At 62.4% G+C, this 14,974-nt stretch carries 11 protein-coding genes and 1 pseudogene; 10 read left to right on the top strand and 2 right to left on the bottom strand.

Features of this window, described 5'->3' with window-relative positions:
• Positions 1-62 precede the first annotated feature (62 nt).
• Together K5K89_RS06995 and K5K89_RS07000 are read right to left on the bottom strand one after the other, a co-directional pair.
• On the bottom strand, positions 63-1,520 hold the full coding sequence (locus K5K89_RS06995; protein ID WP_222541092.1) for a gamma-aminobutyraldehyde dehydrogenase: 1,458 nt from the start codon (positions 1,518-1,520) through the stop codon (positions 63-65).
• A gap of 133 nt (positions 1,521-1,653) precedes the next feature.
• Entirely contained in the window at positions 1,654-2,565 is a 912-nt protein-coding gene (locus K5K89_RS07000; RefSeq protein WP_071488759.1) for a LysR family transcriptional regulator, read from the bottom strand.
• Between the two features lie 168 nt (positions 2,566-2,733).
• Between K5K89_RS07000 and K5K89_RS07005 the strand changes: the two are divergent.
• The 10 genes and pseudogenes from K5K89_RS07005 to lysS all read left to right on the top strand — a co-directional run bounded on the left by K5K89_RS07005 (position 2,734) and on the right by lysS (position 14,916).
• A pseudogene (locus K5K89_RS07005) lies at positions 2,734-3,440 on the top strand (tellurite resistance TerB family protein).
• Positions 3,441-3,651: 211 nt separating this feature from the next.
• Entirely contained in the window at positions 3,652-5,274 is a 1,623-nt protein-coding gene (locus K5K89_RS07010; protein WP_071488761.1) for a methyl-accepting chemotaxis protein, read from the top strand.
• Entirely contained in the window at positions 5,274-5,786 is a 513-nt protein-coding gene (locus K5K89_RS07015) for a chemotaxis protein CheW (RefSeq protein WP_092241100.1), read from the top strand. Before K5K89_RS07010 ends, K5K89_RS07015 begins: the two co-directional genes overlap by 1 nt.
• Positions 5,783-7,042, top strand: coding sequence for a CheR family methyltransferase (locus K5K89_RS07020; protein WP_071488763.1), 1,260 nt, complete (start codon positions 5,783-5,785; stop codon positions 7,040-7,042). The genes K5K89_RS07015 and K5K89_RS07020 overlap by 4 nt, the downstream gene beginning before the upstream one ends.
• Complete coding sequence (locus tag K5K89_RS07025; RefSeq protein ID WP_071488764.1) at positions 7,039-7,740, top strand: chemotaxis protein CheW; 702 nt, start codon at positions 7,039-7,041, stop codon at positions 7,738-7,740. The genes K5K89_RS07020 and K5K89_RS07025 overlap by 4 nt, the downstream gene beginning before the upstream one ends.
• Entirely contained in the window at positions 7,737-10,001 is a 2,265-nt protein-coding gene (locus K5K89_RS07030; RefSeq protein ID WP_071488765.1) for a hybrid sensor histidine kinase/response regulator, read from the top strand. The genes K5K89_RS07025 and K5K89_RS07030 overlap by 4 nt, the downstream gene beginning before the upstream one ends.
• Entirely contained in the window at positions 9,998-11,008 is a 1,011-nt protein-coding gene (locus tag K5K89_RS07035; RefSeq protein WP_071488766.1) for a chemotaxis response regulator protein-glutamate methylesterase, read from the top strand. The genes K5K89_RS07030 and K5K89_RS07035 overlap by 4 nt, the downstream gene beginning before the upstream one ends.
• Positions 11,009-11,059: 51 nt before the next feature.
• Positions 11,060-12,061 carry a diguanylate cyclase gene (locus K5K89_RS07040; protein ID WP_012722554.1) on the top strand — a complete coding sequence of 334 codons (1,002 nt, stop codon included), beginning with the start codon at positions 11,060-11,062 and terminating at the stop codon, positions 12,059-12,061.
• A 175-nt stretch (positions 12,062-12,236) separates the two neighbouring features.
• Positions 12,237-13,332 (top strand): peptide chain release factor 2 gene (gene prfB, locus K5K89_RS07045; RefSeq protein WP_102591687.1). Its coding sequence is split into 2 segments (ribosomal slippage): positions 12,237-12,308 and positions 12,310-13,332, totalling 1,095 coding nucleotides; the frame shifts between segments, so codons are not numbered across the junction.
• 81 nt (positions 13,333-13,413) lie between these two features.
• A complete protein-coding gene (lysS, locus tag K5K89_RS07050) occupies positions 13,414-14,916 on the top strand; it encodes a lysine--tRNA ligase (protein WP_058425327.1) in 1,503 nt (500 codons plus the stop codon).
• Positions 14,917-14,974 lie beyond the last annotated feature (58 nt).

Consider the following 14,974-nt stretch of genomic DNA (forward strand, 5'->3'; position numbering starts at 1 on the left):
TCTTCTTTAATTATGGTCGGGGCAGTTGTTTGAACCGGTAGCGCAAGAGCTTAGTTGTTGTTTTAAAGATGCTGGCCGTGGCGCGCCATGATGTGTCGCACCACGCTGTAGTCCTGCAGCGAGTCGCTGGACAGATCCTTCCCATACCCCGAGCGCTTCAAGCCGCCATGGGGCATTTCGCTGACCAGCATGAAATGGCTGTTGATCCAGGTGCAGCCGTATTGCAGACGCGCCGCCACTTGCATGGCCTTGTCCAGGTTCTGGGTCCACACGGATGAGGCCAGGCCGTACTCGGAGTCGTTGGCCCAGTCCACCGCCTGTTCCAGTTCGTCGAAGCGCGTCACGGTGACCACCGGGCCGAACACTTCGCGCTGCACGATTTCATCGTTCTGTTTACAGCCGGCCAGCAGCGTCGGCTGGTAATAGAAGCCGGCACCGGAATGCACGGCGGCGCCGGTGACGCGTTCGATATGTGGCTGGCCGAGGGCGCGTTCGACAAAACTGGCCACGCGGTCGCGCTGGCGTGTGCTGATCAGCGGCCCCAGCTCATTGTCGGTGTCGCGCTTGCCGGCAAAGCGCAGGCTACTGACAGCGGCGCCGAGCTCGGCGACCAGTTTGTCGTGGATACCCGCCTGGGCGTAGATGCGGCATGCGGCGGTGCAGTCCTGGCCGGCGTTGTAGTAACCGTAGGCGCGCACACCCTCGACCACGGCTTGCAGGTCGGCGTCGTTGCATACGATCACCGGCGCCTTGCCGCCCAGTTCCAGGTGCGTGCGTTTCAGGGTCTTGGAGGCAGCCTGCAGAATCTTCTGCCCGGTGACGATGTCGCCGGTCAGCGAAACCATGCGCACCTTGGGGTGGCTGACCAGATGGCTGCCAACGCCTTCGCCGCCGCCACACAGAATGTTGATCACGCCACGCGGCAACAGGTCTTTGAGCACCGGGGCGAGGGCGAGGATCGATAGCGGCGTGTGTTCCGATGGCTTGAACACCAGCGTATTACCGGCCGCCAGGGCCGGAGCGATTTTCCACGCGGCCATCATCAGCGGGTAGTTCCATGGCGCAATCGAGGCCACTACGCCAATCGGATCGCGACGCACCATGCTGGTGTAGCCCGGCAGGTATTCACCGCTGAGTTGCCCGGTCTGGCAACGCACGGCCCCGGCGAAGAAGCGGAACACATCCACGGTGGCGCTCAAGTCATCCTGGCGCGCCAGGTGCAACGGCTTGCCGCAGTTCAGGAACTCCAGGCGGGCCAGGTAATCGGCGTGTTTTTCGATGGCGTCGGCAATGCCCAGCAGGATGTTCGAACGTTGCTGCGGCGTGGTCCGCGACCAACCGGCAAAGGCACGGTGGGCGGCAAGGATCGCGGTCTCGACCTGCTCGGCGCTGGCTTCGGCGATTTGGGTGAGGACTTCACCGGTGGCCGGGTTGAGGATCGGCTCGGCAAAACCCTGGCCCGGGACCAGTTCGCCGTCGATCAGCAACGCAGTGAGCAGCGGGGTGGGCGCGCCGGACATTTTTCGTGATCTCTTTTCTTGTGCGGCCATGGGCGTTCTCTTACGAAGGCCTGACCTTTCTCTTAGGGGATAAGCAGAGACTAGAGGTCAGGCGCGAGGTCAACAAATACTAAATACTGAATACAGCATTCGATTAAATAGATGGCTTGCGCGGGTGCGGCTGTTCGCGGGCAACGGTCAGGAACGGGTCCACCAGCGCCGGGCGCGCCGTGCCACGGCGCCAGGCCAGGCCCACGTCGAGGGTCTGGCTGAGGTCGGCAATCGGCCGCGCTTCAATAATGTCGCCCTCCAGCGACCAGGGGCGGTAGGTCATGTCGGGTTGGATCGACACGCCCAGGCCTGCCGCCACCAGGCTTCGCACCGCTTCGGTGGAGGCGGTGCGCAGGGTCACGCGCGGTTGCAGGCCGGCGCTGGTCCACAGGCGTTGGGCGTTGTGGCCCATTTCATCGACGTTCAGCTGGATCAAGGGCTCGCGCGCCACGTCGGCCAGGTTGATGCTGTCGTGCTCCAGCAGCGGATGCTGTGCGGGCAGCCAAAGCCGGTGCGGGGAGTGGGTGAGCACTTCGGTCTGCAGGGCGTGGCGGTCTTCGAGGTTGGAGAGGATCAACACGCCCACGTCGATTTCGCCGCTGACCAGCAAATGCTCGATATACGGGCGTTCGTCCTCCATCACGCGGATTTCCACATTGGGGTAGGCGCGTTGGAAGCGAGTCAGCAAATCGGCCAGGTAATAACCGGCCACCAGGCTGGTCACGCCGATGATCAACTGTCCGGCGACCTGGTCGGTGCTCTGTTGCAGGCTGCGCTTGGCGTTGTCGACGGTGGCGAGGATCAGGTGCGCCTGGCGCAGGAACTGATGGCCCTGGTGGGTGAGGGTCATGCCCTTGGCGTGACGGTTGAACAGGTTGACGCCGATTTCCTGTTCCAGTTGCTGGATCGCCAGGGTCAGGGTCGACTGGGAAATAAACGCCGTCTGCGCGGCGGCGGAGATCGAACCGGTCTCGGCCACGGCAATAAAGTGCCGGATTTGACGCAAGGTCATCATGCTGGAATTACCAGTGGGGTGTTTTTATAGATTTGTTCGAGTGTATATCGATTTAAGTGAAGGGCGGTCGCGTTACATCTGGAAGCACTCTAGATCAGGGCTTTTTGGCACTTAGTTTTACGCTGGGGGCCTATTGGTCCTATGAACCCAAGTGTCTGGAGGCTGCGAATGAATACCCGTGGATTGCTCGATCAGTTGCTCAAGTCTGGCCAGGACATGCTGCAAAACAAGGCTGGCGGCCAGCGTAGACAGGACGACAAAGGTGCTCTGGGCGGTCTGCTCGGCGGTGGCGGCCTGGGCAGCCTGCTCGGTGGTGCTGGCGGCGGCGCGCTGGCGGCGGGGGCCATGGGCCTGCTGCTGGGCAACAAGAAGGCGCGTAAATTCGGCGGCAAGGCGCTGACCTACGGCGGTTTGGCGGCGTTGGCGTTATCGCCTACAAGGCCTACGGCAACTGGCAGGCCAATCAGGCCAGCGCGCCCCAGGGCGAACCACAGACTATCGATCGCCTGCCACCGGCCCAGGTCGAGCAACACAGTCAGGGCATCCTCAAGGCGCTGGTTGCGGCGGCCAAAGCCGATGGCCATGTGGACGAGCGCGAGCGTGCGCTCATCGAAGGCGAATTCACCAAACTGGACAACGACCGCGAGCTGCAAAGCTGGCTGCACGCCGAACTCAACAAACCCCTGGACCCGGCCGATGTGGCGCGGGCTGCCGGCACTCCGGAAATGGCGGCCGAGATGTACATCGCCAGCGTGATGCTGGTGGACGAGGAGAACTTCATGGAGAAAGCCTACCTTGACGAGCTGGCCCGCCAACTGAAGCTCGAGCCCGGCTTGAAGCTGGAACTGGAAAAACAGGTGCGGCTGAACGCGTAAAGACGGGGCGTGCAGCGATCAAAATGTGCGAGGGGGCTTGCCCCCGGTAGCGGTGTTTCAGCCTATTTACAGTTGGTTGGCACATCGCCATCGGGGGCAAGCCTCCTCGCACATTTGCATTCTGTGGACGCTACAGCAAAACCCGTTGATAAATGAGGGCTTCTGCTCAGCTATACTCCCCTCCATTTGAATGGCCCTCCGAGGAATTACTGTGAAGAACTGGACCTTGCGCCAACGCATCCTGGCAAGTTTTGCGGTCATTATCGCCATCATGCTGTTAATGGTCGTGGTCTCCTATTCACGGTTGCTGAAGATCGAAACCAGTGAAGTCGCGGTGCGCGACGACGCGGTGCCCGGGGTCTACCTCAGCTCCATGATCCGTAGCGCGTGGGTCGACAGTTACCTGCAGACCCTGGAGTTGATCGGCCTGCGTGAAGACAAGGGTCTCACCGACACCGACAAAGCCGACTTCAAGTCCTATGAAGCACGCATCCTGCAGCAGATGGCCAACTACCAGGCGACCATCAGTGGAGGCGAGGACCAGGCCGAGTTCGATAAATTCGAAATCCAGCACCAGGCCTACAACAAGGCGCTGGCTGCCGTCGTAGAGCGCCTGCAGAACAAGGACATAGCTGGCGCACGCAAGCTGTTCGACACGCAGATGACGCCAAGCTGGGTCGCAGGCCGCATGAAGCTCAACGACATCATCACCGAGAACAAGAACGTCGCCGACCGTGCGACCAACGCGATTGATGATGCAGTATCCGCCGCGAAAATCAGCATGTTTGTATCGCTGGCCCTGGCAATCCTCGCTGCCGGCCTGTGCGGCCTGCTGCTGATGCGCGCGATCATGGCGCCGATGCAGCGCATCGTCGATATCCTCGAAACCATGCGCGACGGTGACCTGAGCAAACGCTTGAACCTGGAGCGCAAGGACGAGTTCGGCGCGGTCGAAACCGGCTTCAACGACATGATGACCGAGCTCACGGCCCTGGTGTCCCAGGCCCAGCGCTCGTCGGTGCAGGTGACCACCTCGGTGACCGAGATTGCCGCCACCTCCAAGCAGCAACAGGCCACCGCCACCGAAACTGCCGCCACCACCACCGAGATCGGCGCTACATCCCGCGAGATCGCGGCCACCTCCAAGGACCTGGTGCGCACCATGACCGAAGTGTCCACCGCCGCCGACCAGGCCTCGGTTGCCGCCGGTTCCGGCCAGCAAGGCCTGGCGCGCATGGAAGAAACCATGCACTCGGTGATGGGCGCCGCCGACCTGGTCAACGCCAAGCTGGCGATCCTCAATGAGAAGGCCGGCAACATCAACCAGGTGGTGGTGACCATCGTCAAGGTCGCCGACCAGACCAACCTGCTGTCGTTGAATGCCGCCATCGAAGCCGAGAAAGCCGGTGAATACGGGCGTGGTTTTGCCGTGGTTGCCACCGAAGTGCGGCGTCTGGCCGACCAGACTGCCGTGGCCACCTACGACATCGAGCAGATGGTGCGCGAGATCCAGTCGGCGGTGTCGGCGGGCGTGATGGGCATGGACAAGTTCTCCGAAGAAGTACGCCGCGGCATGTTCGAAGTGCAGCAAGTGGGCGAGCAACTGTCGCAGATCATCCACCAGGTACAGGCGCTGGCGCCGCGGGTGTTGATGGTCAATGAAGGCATGCAGGCCCAGGCCACCGGTGCCGAGCAGATCAACCACGCCCTGGTGCAACTGGGCGATGCCAGCAGCCAGACCGTCGAGTCCCTGCGCCAGGCCAGCTTTGCCATCGATGAGCTGAGCCAGGTGGCGGTCGGTCTGCGCAGCGGCGTGTCGCGTTTCAAAGTCTGATGAGCGACCTCGCGGCTAAACGCGGCGCCGTCCCGGCAGCGAAAAAGGCGTTGTTCCTGGTGTTCCACATCGGCAACGAACGTTATGCCCTCAAGGCCACGGAAGTAGCCGAGGTGCTGCCGCGCCTGCCATTGAAACCGATTGCCCATGCGCCGCTGTGGGTGGCGGGCATCTTTGCCCATCGCGGCGCGCTGGTGCCGGTGATCGACCTCAGCGCCCTGACTTTCGGCACCGCTGCCCAGGCGCGTACCAGCACGCGGCTGGTGCTGGTCAATTACCAGCCAGAGCCCTGGCGCGAGCCGCGTTGGCTGGGGTTGATCCTGGAGCAGGCCACCGACACCCTGCGCTGCGACCCGGCCCAGTTCCAGCCCTATGGCCTGGACAACCGCCAGGCGCCGTACCTGGGACCGGTGCGCGAAGATGCGCAGGGCCTGATGCAATGGATCGGCGTGAATGACCTGCTGACCGACGACGTGCGCGCCGTGCTGTTTTGCCCCGGGTTGAGCCTATGAGCCACGATCCGCGGTTCGTTGCCTTCCTGAAAGAACGCATCGGCCTGGACGTTGCCTCGGTCGGCGAAGCCATCATCGAGCGGGCGGTGCGCCAACGCACTCAGGCGGTCAACGCGCAGACCCCCGGTGAATACTGGCAGCACCTGCAAAGCTCCCAGGATGAACAGCAAGCGCTGATCGAAGCGGTGATCGTCCCGGAAACCTGGTTTTTCCGTTACCCCGAATCCTTTGCGACCCTGGCCCGCCTGGCCAAGGCGCGCCTGGCCGAAATCAAGCAGATGCGCGCACTGCGCATCCTCAGCCTGCCGTGCTCCACCGGTGAAGAACCTTACTCGATCGCCATGGCGTTGCTGGACGCCGGGCTGGCGCCGCATCAGTTCAAGGTGCAGGGCGTGGATGTCAGCCCGTTGTCGGTGGAGCGCGCACGGCGTGGGGTGTATGGCAAAAACTCCTTTCGCGGCGGCGATATCGCCTTCCGCGACCGCCATTTCACCGAGTACGGTGACGGTTATCACATTGCCGACCGCGTGCGCGAACAGGTGCGCCTGCAAGTCGGCAACCTGCTCGACCCGACACTGCTGGCCAATGAGGCGAGCTACGACTTCGTGTTCTGCCGCAACCTGCTGATCTACTTCGACCAGCCGACCCAGAAACAAGTGTTCGAGGTGCTCAAGGGCCTGACCCACGTGGACGGCGTGCTGTTTATCGGTCCGGCCGAGGGCAGCCTGCTGGGGCGCCACGGCATGCGTTCGATTGGTGTGCCGCAGTCCTTTGCGTTCAGTCGGCATGCCGAGCCGGTCAAGCCCGAGCCGGTATTTGTGCCGAGCGCCGCGCCCGTCCCGCAACGCAGTGCGGCACCGATCCCGAGCAAGCCACGGCCTTTCAGCAAGGCCAGCGCCCAGGTGGTGCCGATCAAGACGGTGCAAACCGATGCGGGCGACTTGCTCAGCCGCATCGCTACCCTGGCCAACGAAGGCAAAAGCGCCGAAGCCCGCGCTGCATGCGAACAGTATTTGAGTAACCATCCGCCGGCCGCCCAGGTGTTCTACTGGCTGGGGCTGCTCAGCGATGTGGCCGGCAGTGCCCTGGAAGCCCAGGGTTATTATCGAAAAGCCTTGTACCTGGAACCCCAGCACCCGCAGGCCTTGATGCACCTGGCGGCGTTGCTCGAGTCCCAGGGCGACAGTGCGGGGGCGCGCCGCTTGCAGGCGCGTGCCGCGCGGAGTGAGCGAGCTGACAGTGAGTCCAAACGATGAGTAACACCGACGCACTCGATACCGCAGGGCTGGACCTGACCCTGGCCGATACCCAAGCCATCGACGACTGCTGGAACCGCATCGGCATCCATGGCGACAAGTCCTGCCCGCTGCTGGCGGACCATATTCACTGCCGCAACTGCTCGGTGTACTCGGCAGCGGCCACACGTTTGCTGGACCGCTATGCCTTGCAGCAGGATGATCATCGTCCGGTTGCCGCTGCTGACGTCGGCGAAGACGTGGTCACCCGCTCCCTGCTGATGTTCCGCCTCGGTGAGGAATGGCTGGGCATTGCCACCCGCTGCCTGGTGGAGGTCGCGCCGCTGCAACCGATTCATTCGCTGCCCCACCAGCGTTCCCGCGCCTTGCTCGGCGTGGCCAATGTCCGTGGTGCGCTGGTGGCGTGCCTGTCGCTGGTGGAACTGCTGGGCCTGGATGCCACCGGCAACGGCGCCAGCGGAGGGCGCATCATGCCGCGCATGTTGATCATCGCCGCGCAGGATGGTCCGGTGGTGGTGCCGGTGGATGAAGTCGACGGCATCCATGCCATCGATGAGCGCACCTTGAAGGCCGCCTCGGTCTCGGGCACCCAGGCCAGTGCGCGCTACACCCAAGGCGTGTTGCAGTGGAAAGGCCGCAGCCTGCGTTGGCTGGACGAGGCGCAATTGTTGTCTGCCGTGACCCGGAGCCTCACATGACCCCCGACCAGATGCGCGATGCCTCGCTGCTGGAACTGTTCAGCCTGGAAGCCGATGCGCAGACTCAGGTATTGAGCGCGGGCCTGCTGGCCCTGGAACGCAACCCGACCCAGGCCGATCAGCTTGAAGCATGCATGCGCGCGGCGCACTCGCTCAAAGGCGCCGCGCGGATCGTTGGGGTGGACGCCGGGGTCAGCGTGTCCCACGTCATGGAGGATTGCCTGGTCAGTGCCCAGGAAGGTCGCCTGTACCTGCAACCCGAACATATCGATGCGCTGCTGCAAGGCACCGACCTGCTGATGCGCATCGCCACGCCGGGCAATGATGTGGGGCCGGCTGACATCGACGCCTATGTGGCGTTGATGGAGCGCTTGCTGGACCCGTCCCAGGCGCCTGTGCCAGAGCCGGCGCCCATCGTCGAAACACTGCTGCCGGAGCCCGAACCCGAACCGGAGCCCGCGCCGCCGGTGGTCGCCGAGCCGCCACGCCAGAACAAACGCATGACCGAAGGCGGTGAGCGCGTGCTGCGGGTGACCGCCGAGCGTTTGAACAGCCTGCTCGACCTGTCGAGTAAATCCCTGGTGGAGACCCAGCGGCTCAAGCCGTATCTGGCCAGCCTGCAGCGTCTCAAGCGCCTTCAGAGCCAGAGCGTGCGAGCGCTGGATACGCTGGACGGGCAACTCAAGACTCAACAATTGCCGCTCGAAGCCCAGGAAGCCCTGGCCGACACCCGCCGCCTGCTCAGCGAAGCCCAGGCCCTGCTGGCGGAAAAAACCGCTGAACTGGACGAGTTTGGCTGGCAAGCCGGCCAGCGCGCCCAAGTGCTGTATGACACCGCGCTGGCCTGTCGCATGCGCCCGTTTGCCGATGTGCTGGCCGGGCAAGTGCGCATGGTGCGCGACCTCGGTCGCAGCCTGGGCAAACAGGTACGCTTGGAGATCGAAGGCGAAAAGACCCAGGTCGACCGCGACGTGCTGGAAAAGCTCGAAGCGCCACTCACTCATTTATTGCGCAATGCCGTCGACCACGGCATCGAAATGCCTGAACAACGTCTGCTGGCGGGCAAGCCGGCGGAAGGTTTGATCCGCCTGCGCGCCTCCCATCAGGCCGGGTTGCTGGTGCTGGAATTGAGCGATGACGGCAATGGCGTCGACCTGGAGCGCCTGCGCGGCACCATCGTCGACCGGCACCTGTCACCGGTGGAAACCGCCCTGCGCCTGAGCGAAGAAGAACTGCTGACGTTCCTGTTCCTGCCGGGGTTCAGCCTGCGCGACAAGGTCACCGAAGTGTCCGGGCGCGGGGTCGGCCTGGATGCGGTGCAGCATATGGTTCGCCAACTGCGTGGTGCGGTGGTGCTGGAGCAAACGGCAGGGCAGGGCAGTCGTTTCCACCTGGAGGTGCCGCTGACCCTGTCGGTGGTGCGCAGCCTGGTGGTGGAAGTCGGCGAAGAAGCCTACGCGTTCCCGCTGGCCCATATCGAACGCATGTGCGACCTGGCGCCCGACGACATCGTGCAACTGGAGGGTCGCCAGCATTTCTGGCACGAGGGCCGGCATGTCGGGCTGGTCGCCGCCAGCCAATTGCTGCAACGCCCGGCGGGGCAGAGTCAGTCGGACACCCTGAAAGTGGTGGTGATCCGCGAGCGTGATGCGGTGTATGGGATTGCCGTGGAGCGCTTTGTCGGCGAGCGTACGCTGGTGGTGTTGCCGCTGGATGATCGCCTGGGCAAGGTCCAGGATATTTCCGCCGGTGCCTTGCTGGACGACGGCTCGGTGGTGTTGATCGTCGACGTCGAAGACATGCTGCGCTCGGTGGACAAACTGCTCAACACCGGCCGCTTGGAGCGCATTGCCCGGCGCAGTCAGCAAACCACCGAGGCACCGCGCAAGCGGGTGCTGGTGGTGGACGACTCGCTGACAGTGCGCGAACTGCAACGCAAATTGCTGCTTAATCGTGGTTATGAAGTGGCCGTGGCGGTCGATGGGATGGACGGCTGGAACGCCTTGCGTTCCGAAGACTTTGACCTGTTGATCACTGATATTGATATGCCTCGTATGGACGGTATTGAATTGGTCACACTCTTGCGCCGTGACAGTCGCCTGCAATCGTTGCCGGTGATGGTGGTGTCCTACAAAGACCGTGAAGAAGACCGACGTCGTGGACTGGACGCCGGCGCCGACTATTATTTAGCCAAAGCCAGTTTCCACGATGACGCCCTGCTGGACGCCGTGGTGGAACTGATCGGAGGCGCACGGGCATGAGGATTGCGATCGTCAATGACATGCCCCTGGCGGTAGAGGCCCTGCGCCGCGCCTTGAGTTTCGAGCCCGCGCACGAAGTAGTGTGGGTGGCCAGCAACGGCCTGGAAGCGGTGCAGCGCTGCGCCGAGCTGACCCCGGACCTGATCCTGATGGACCTGATCATGCCGGTGATGGACGGCGTGGAGGCTACCCGCCAGATCATGGCCGAGACCCCGTGCGCCATCGTCATCGTGACCGTCGACCGCCAGGCCAACGTCAGCCGGGTGTTCGAAGCCATGGGCCATGGCGCCCTGGACGTGGTGGACACGCCGACCCTGGGCGTGGGCAATCCCAAGGATGCGGCGGCGCCGCTGCTGCGCAAGATCCTCAATATCGGCTGGCTGATCGGCCAGCGCGGCAGCCGTGTACGCGCCGAAACCGTCACGCCGCGGACTACCGGAAAACGCCAGAGCCTGGTGGCCATCGGGTCTTCGGCAGGTGGCCCGGCTGCCCTGGAAATCCTGCTCAAGGGCTTGCCCCAGGACTTTCCCGCCGCCATCGTGCTGGTGCAGCATGTGGACCAGGTGTTCGCCGCCGGCATGGCCGAGTGGCTGAGCAGCGCCTCCGGCCTGCCGGTACGCCTGGCCCGCGAGGGTGAGCCACCGCAAAGCGGGGTGGTGCTGCTGGCCGGTACCAACCACCACATTCGTTTATTGAAGAATGGCACGCTAGCCTATACGGCAGAGCCGGTGAACGAGATTTACCGGCCGTCGATCGACGTGTTTTTCGAAAGCGTGGCCAGCCACTGGAATGGCGATGCCGTCGGCGTACTGCTGACCGGCATGGGGCGCGACGGGGCCCAGGGCCTAAAATTGCTGCGTGAACAAGGTTATTTGACCATCGCCCAGGATCAGCAGAGCTCGGCGGTGTACGGCATGCCCAAAGCGGCGGCGGCGATAGATGCTGCTGTTGAAATTCGCCCACTGGATAGAATTGCGCCCCGATTGCTGGAGGTCTTTGCCAAATGAACAAGGCCTCTCGCGGTGCTGGCTTGCAGGCAGTAATTCAGGTGACTGCACATGAATGATTTACAGATCGACGACATCAAGACCGACGAAAATGCCGCCATGGTGTTATTGGTCGACGACCAGGCCATGATCGGCGAAGCCGTGCGGCGTGGCCTGGCCCATGAAGAAAATATCGACTTCCACTTCTGCGCCGATCCGCACCAGGCGATTGCCCAGGCGATCCGCATCAAGCCGACCGTTATCCTGCAAGACCTGGTAATGCCCGGCCTCGATGGCCTGACCCTGGTGCGCGAATACCGCAACCACCCGGCCACGCAGAACATCCCGATCATCGTGCTTTCCACCAAGGAAGACCCGCTGATCAAGAGCGCGGCGTTTTCGGCCGGGGCCAATGATTACCTGGTGAAGTTGCCGGATAACATCGAATTGGTGGCGCGCATTCGCTATCACTCGCGCTCCTATATGACCCTGTTGCAGCGTGATGCGGCGTACCGTGCGTTGCGGGTCAGCCAGCAACAACTGCTGGACACCAACCTGGTGCTGCAACGGCTGATGAACTCCGATGGCCTCACCGGGCTGTCCAACCGTCGCCATTTCGACGAGTACCTGGAACTGGAATGGCGGCGTGCCATGCGTGACCAGACTCAGTTGTCGTTGTTGATGATTGATGTGGATTTCTTCAAGACTTACAACGACAGCTTCGGGCATGTCGAAGGTGACGAGGCTTTGCGCAAGGTTGCGGCGACCATCCGAGAGGCCAGCAGTCGGCCTTCGGATTTGCCGGCGCGCTATGGCGGTGAGGAGTTTGCCCTGGTGCTGCCTAACACCTCGCCGGGCGGAGCGCGGTTGGTGGCGGAAAAACTGCGCATGGCCGTTGCCGCGCTGAAAATTCCGCACATTGCGCCGACCGAGGGTTCCAGCCTGACTATCAGTATTGGTTTGTCCACGATGACGCCGCAGCAGGGCACGGATTGTCGGCAGGTGATTGTGGCGGCGGACAAGGGGTTGTATACGGCCAAGCATAATGGGCGCAATCAGGTCGGTATCGAGTGACCTGAAGTCTTACCCCATTCAATGTGGGAGGGGGCAAGCCCCCTCCCACATTGGGATCTTGATGGGTCTTGGGTTGTGTACAAATCCTGCCTTTTCGCCCAGCGGACTGCCGTTCCCCCCCATTTGCCGTTATACTCGCCGGCTTTCAAAAGTTCGCCAACGAGTGCTGCCCGCCATGGAAATCAACCCGATCCTTAACACCATCAAGGACCTGTCCGAGCGCTCCGAAACTATTCGGGGGTATCTTTGACTACGATCAAAAGCATGAGCGTCTGACCGAAGTCAATCGCGAGCTTGAAGATCCTGCTGTCTGGAACAAACCTGAATACGCCCAGGAACTGGGGCGCGAGCGCGCTGCGCTGGCGCAGATCGTCGATACCCTCGACGAGCTGAACACCGGTCTGGCCGATTGCCGTGACCTGCTGGACATGGCCGTCGAAGAAAACGACGAAGGCGCAGTGGGCGATGTCGTCGCCGAGCTGGCCCGTCTCGAGGAAAACCTCGCCAAACTCGAATTCCGCCGCATGTTCAGCCATGAAATGGACCCGAACAACGCCTACCTGGACATCCAGGCCGGTTCCGGCGGCACCGAGGCCCAGGACTGGGCCAACATCCTGTTGCGCATGTACCTGCGCTGGGCGGACAAGCGCGGTTTCGAAGCGACCATCATGGAGCTGTCCGCCGGTGAAGTTGCCGGAATCAAGGGCGCGACCGTGCACATCAAGGGTGAGTACGCCTTTGGCTGGCTGCGTACCGAAATCGGCGTGCACCGCCTGGTGCGCAAGAGCCCGTTCGACTCCGGCAACCGTCGCCACACCTCGTTCTGCGCGGTGTTCGTCTCGCCGGAGATCGACGACAAGGTCGAGATCGAGATCAACCCGGCCGACCTGCGCATCGACACCTACCGCTCCTCCGGTGCCGGTGGCCAGCACGTAAACACCACCGACTCGGCCGTACGTATCACCCACGTACCGACCAACACCGTGGTCAGCTGCCAGAACGAACGTTCCCAGCACGCCAACAAGGACACCGCCATGAAAATGCTGCGGGCCAAGTTGTACGAGCAGGAAATGCAGAAACGCAACGCCGCATCCCAGGCGCTGGAAGACACCAAGTCGGACATCGGCTGGGGTCACCAGATCCGCTCTTATGTGCTGGATGCGTCGCGGATCAAGGATCTGCGCACTAACATCGAACGCAGCGACTGTGACAAGGTGCTCGACGGCGATATCGACGAATACCTGGAAGCCAGCCTGAAATCCGGCCTCTAAAGAACCTTGTAGGAGCGGGCTTGCCCGCGATCCCCAGCCGAAGGCTGGGGAAAACGTATCTGTGATGGAATTTCAAAAGACATGAGCGACCAACAACTCGACCCGCAAGCCCTGCAACAGGAAGAAAACTCCCTGATCGCCCTGCGCAAGGAAAAGCTTGCTGCCGAGCGCGCCAAGGGCAATGCCTTCCCCAACGACTTCCGCCGCGAAAACTACTGCGATGCCTTGCAGAAACAGTACGCGGACAAGACCAAGGAAGAACTGGCAGAGGCTGCGATCCCGGTCAAGGTGGCAGGTCGCATCATGCTCAACCGTGGCTCGTTCATGGTGATCCAGGACATGACCGGGCGTATCCAGGTCTACGTCAACCGCAAGACCTTGTCGGAAGAAACCCTGGCCTCGGTGAAAACCTGGGACATGGGCGACATCATCGCCGCCGAAGGCACCCTGGCCCGTTCCGGCAAGGGCGACCTGTACGTGGAAATGACCAACGTGCGCCTGCTGACCAAGTCGCTGCGCCCACTGCCGGACAAGCACCACGGCCTGACCGACACCGAACAGCGCTACCGCCAGCGCTACGTGGACCTGATCGTCAACGAAGAAGTACGCCAGACCTTCCGCGTGCGTTCGCAAGTGATCGCGCACATCCGCAGCTTCCTGATGAAGCGCGACTTCCTGGAAGTCGAAACGCCGATGCTGCAGACCATTCCTGGCGGCGCCGCAGCCAAGCCGTTCGAAACCCACCACAATGCCCTGGACATGGAAATGTTCCTGCGTATCGCGCCGGAGCTGTACCTCAAGCGCCTGGTGGTTGGCGGCTTCGAAAAAGTCTTCGAGATCAACCGCAACTTCCGTAACGAAGGCGTTTCGACCCGTCACAACCCAGAATTCACCATGTTGGAGTTCTACCAGGCCTACGCCGACTACGAAGACAACATGGACCTGACCGAAGAACTGTTCCGCGAACTGGCGCAGCTGGTCCTGGGCAGCACCGACGTGCCGTACGGCGACAAGGTGTTCCACTTCGGCGAGCCGTTCGTGCGCCTGTCGGTGTTCGACTCGATCCTCAAGTACAACCCTGAACTGACCGCCGACGACCTGAACGACATCGACAAGGCCCGCGCCATCGCCAAGAAAGCCGGCGCCAAGGTGCTGGGCTTCGAAGGCCTGGGCAAATTGCAGGTGATGATTTTCGAAGAGTTGGTGGAGCACAAGCTGGAACAGCCGCACTTCATTACCCAGTACCCGTTCGAAGTGTCGCCGCTGGCCCGTCGCAACGACGACAACCCGAACGTCACTGACCGTTTCGAGCTGTTCATCGGCGGCCGTGAGATCGCCAACGCCTACTCCGAGTTGAACGACGCGGAAGACCAGGCCGAGCGCTTCATGGCCCAGGTGGCCGACAAGGACGCCGGCGACGACGAAGCCATGCATTACGATGCCGACTTCGTCCGCGCCCTGGAATACGGCATGCCGCCGACCGCCGGTGAAGGGATCGGCATCGACCGCCTGGTGATGCTGCTGACCAACTCGCCATCGATCCGCGACGTGATCTTGTTCCCACACATGCGGCCACAAGCGTAACCGTAGCGAAATCCGAAGCCGCCTTTTATAAGGCGGCTTTTTTATGTGGCGTTAATAA

The sequence above is a fragment of the Pseudomonas sp. DR208 genome (genome assembly GCF_019823005.1).
GTDB classification, from domain to species: domain Bacteria; phylum Pseudomonadota; class Gammaproteobacteria; order Pseudomonadales; family Pseudomonadaceae; genus Aquipseudomonas; species Aquipseudomonas extremorientalis.

Coding starts and splice junctions, on each gene's coding strand:
- K5K89_RS06995 (WP_222541092.1), bottom strand. CDS start 1,520: ATGTCCGGCGCGCCCACCCCGCTGCTCACTGCGTTGCTGATCGACGGC.
- K5K89_RS07020 (WP_071488763.1), top strand. CDS start 5,783: ATGAGCCACGATCCGCGGTTCGTTGCCTTCCTGAAAGAACGCATCGGC.
- K5K89_RS07030 (WP_071488765.1), top strand. CDS start 7,737: ATGACCCCCGACCAGATGCGCGATGCCTCGCTGCTGGAACTGTTCAGC.
- K5K89_RS07015 (WP_092241100.1), top strand. CDS start 5,274: ATGAGCGACCTCGCGGCTAAACGCGGCGCCGTCCCGGCAGCGAAAAAG.
- K5K89_RS07040 (WP_012722554.1), top strand. CDS start 11,060: ATGAATGATTTACAGATCGACGACATCAAGACCGACGAAAATGCCGCC.
- K5K89_RS07035 (WP_071488766.1), top strand. CDS start 9,998: ATGAGGATTGCGATCGTCAATGACATGCCCCTGGCGGTAGAGGCCCTG.
- lysS (WP_058425327.1), top strand. CDS start 13,414: ATGAGCGACCAACAACTCGACCCGCAAGCCCTGCAACAGGAAGAAAAC.
- K5K89_RS07025 (WP_071488764.1), top strand. CDS start 7,039: ATGAGTAACACCGACGCACTCGATACCGCAGGGCTGGACCTGACCCTG.
- K5K89_RS07000 (WP_071488759.1), bottom strand. CDS start 2,565: ATGATGACCTTGCGTCAAATCCGGCACTTTATTGCCGTGGCCGAGACC.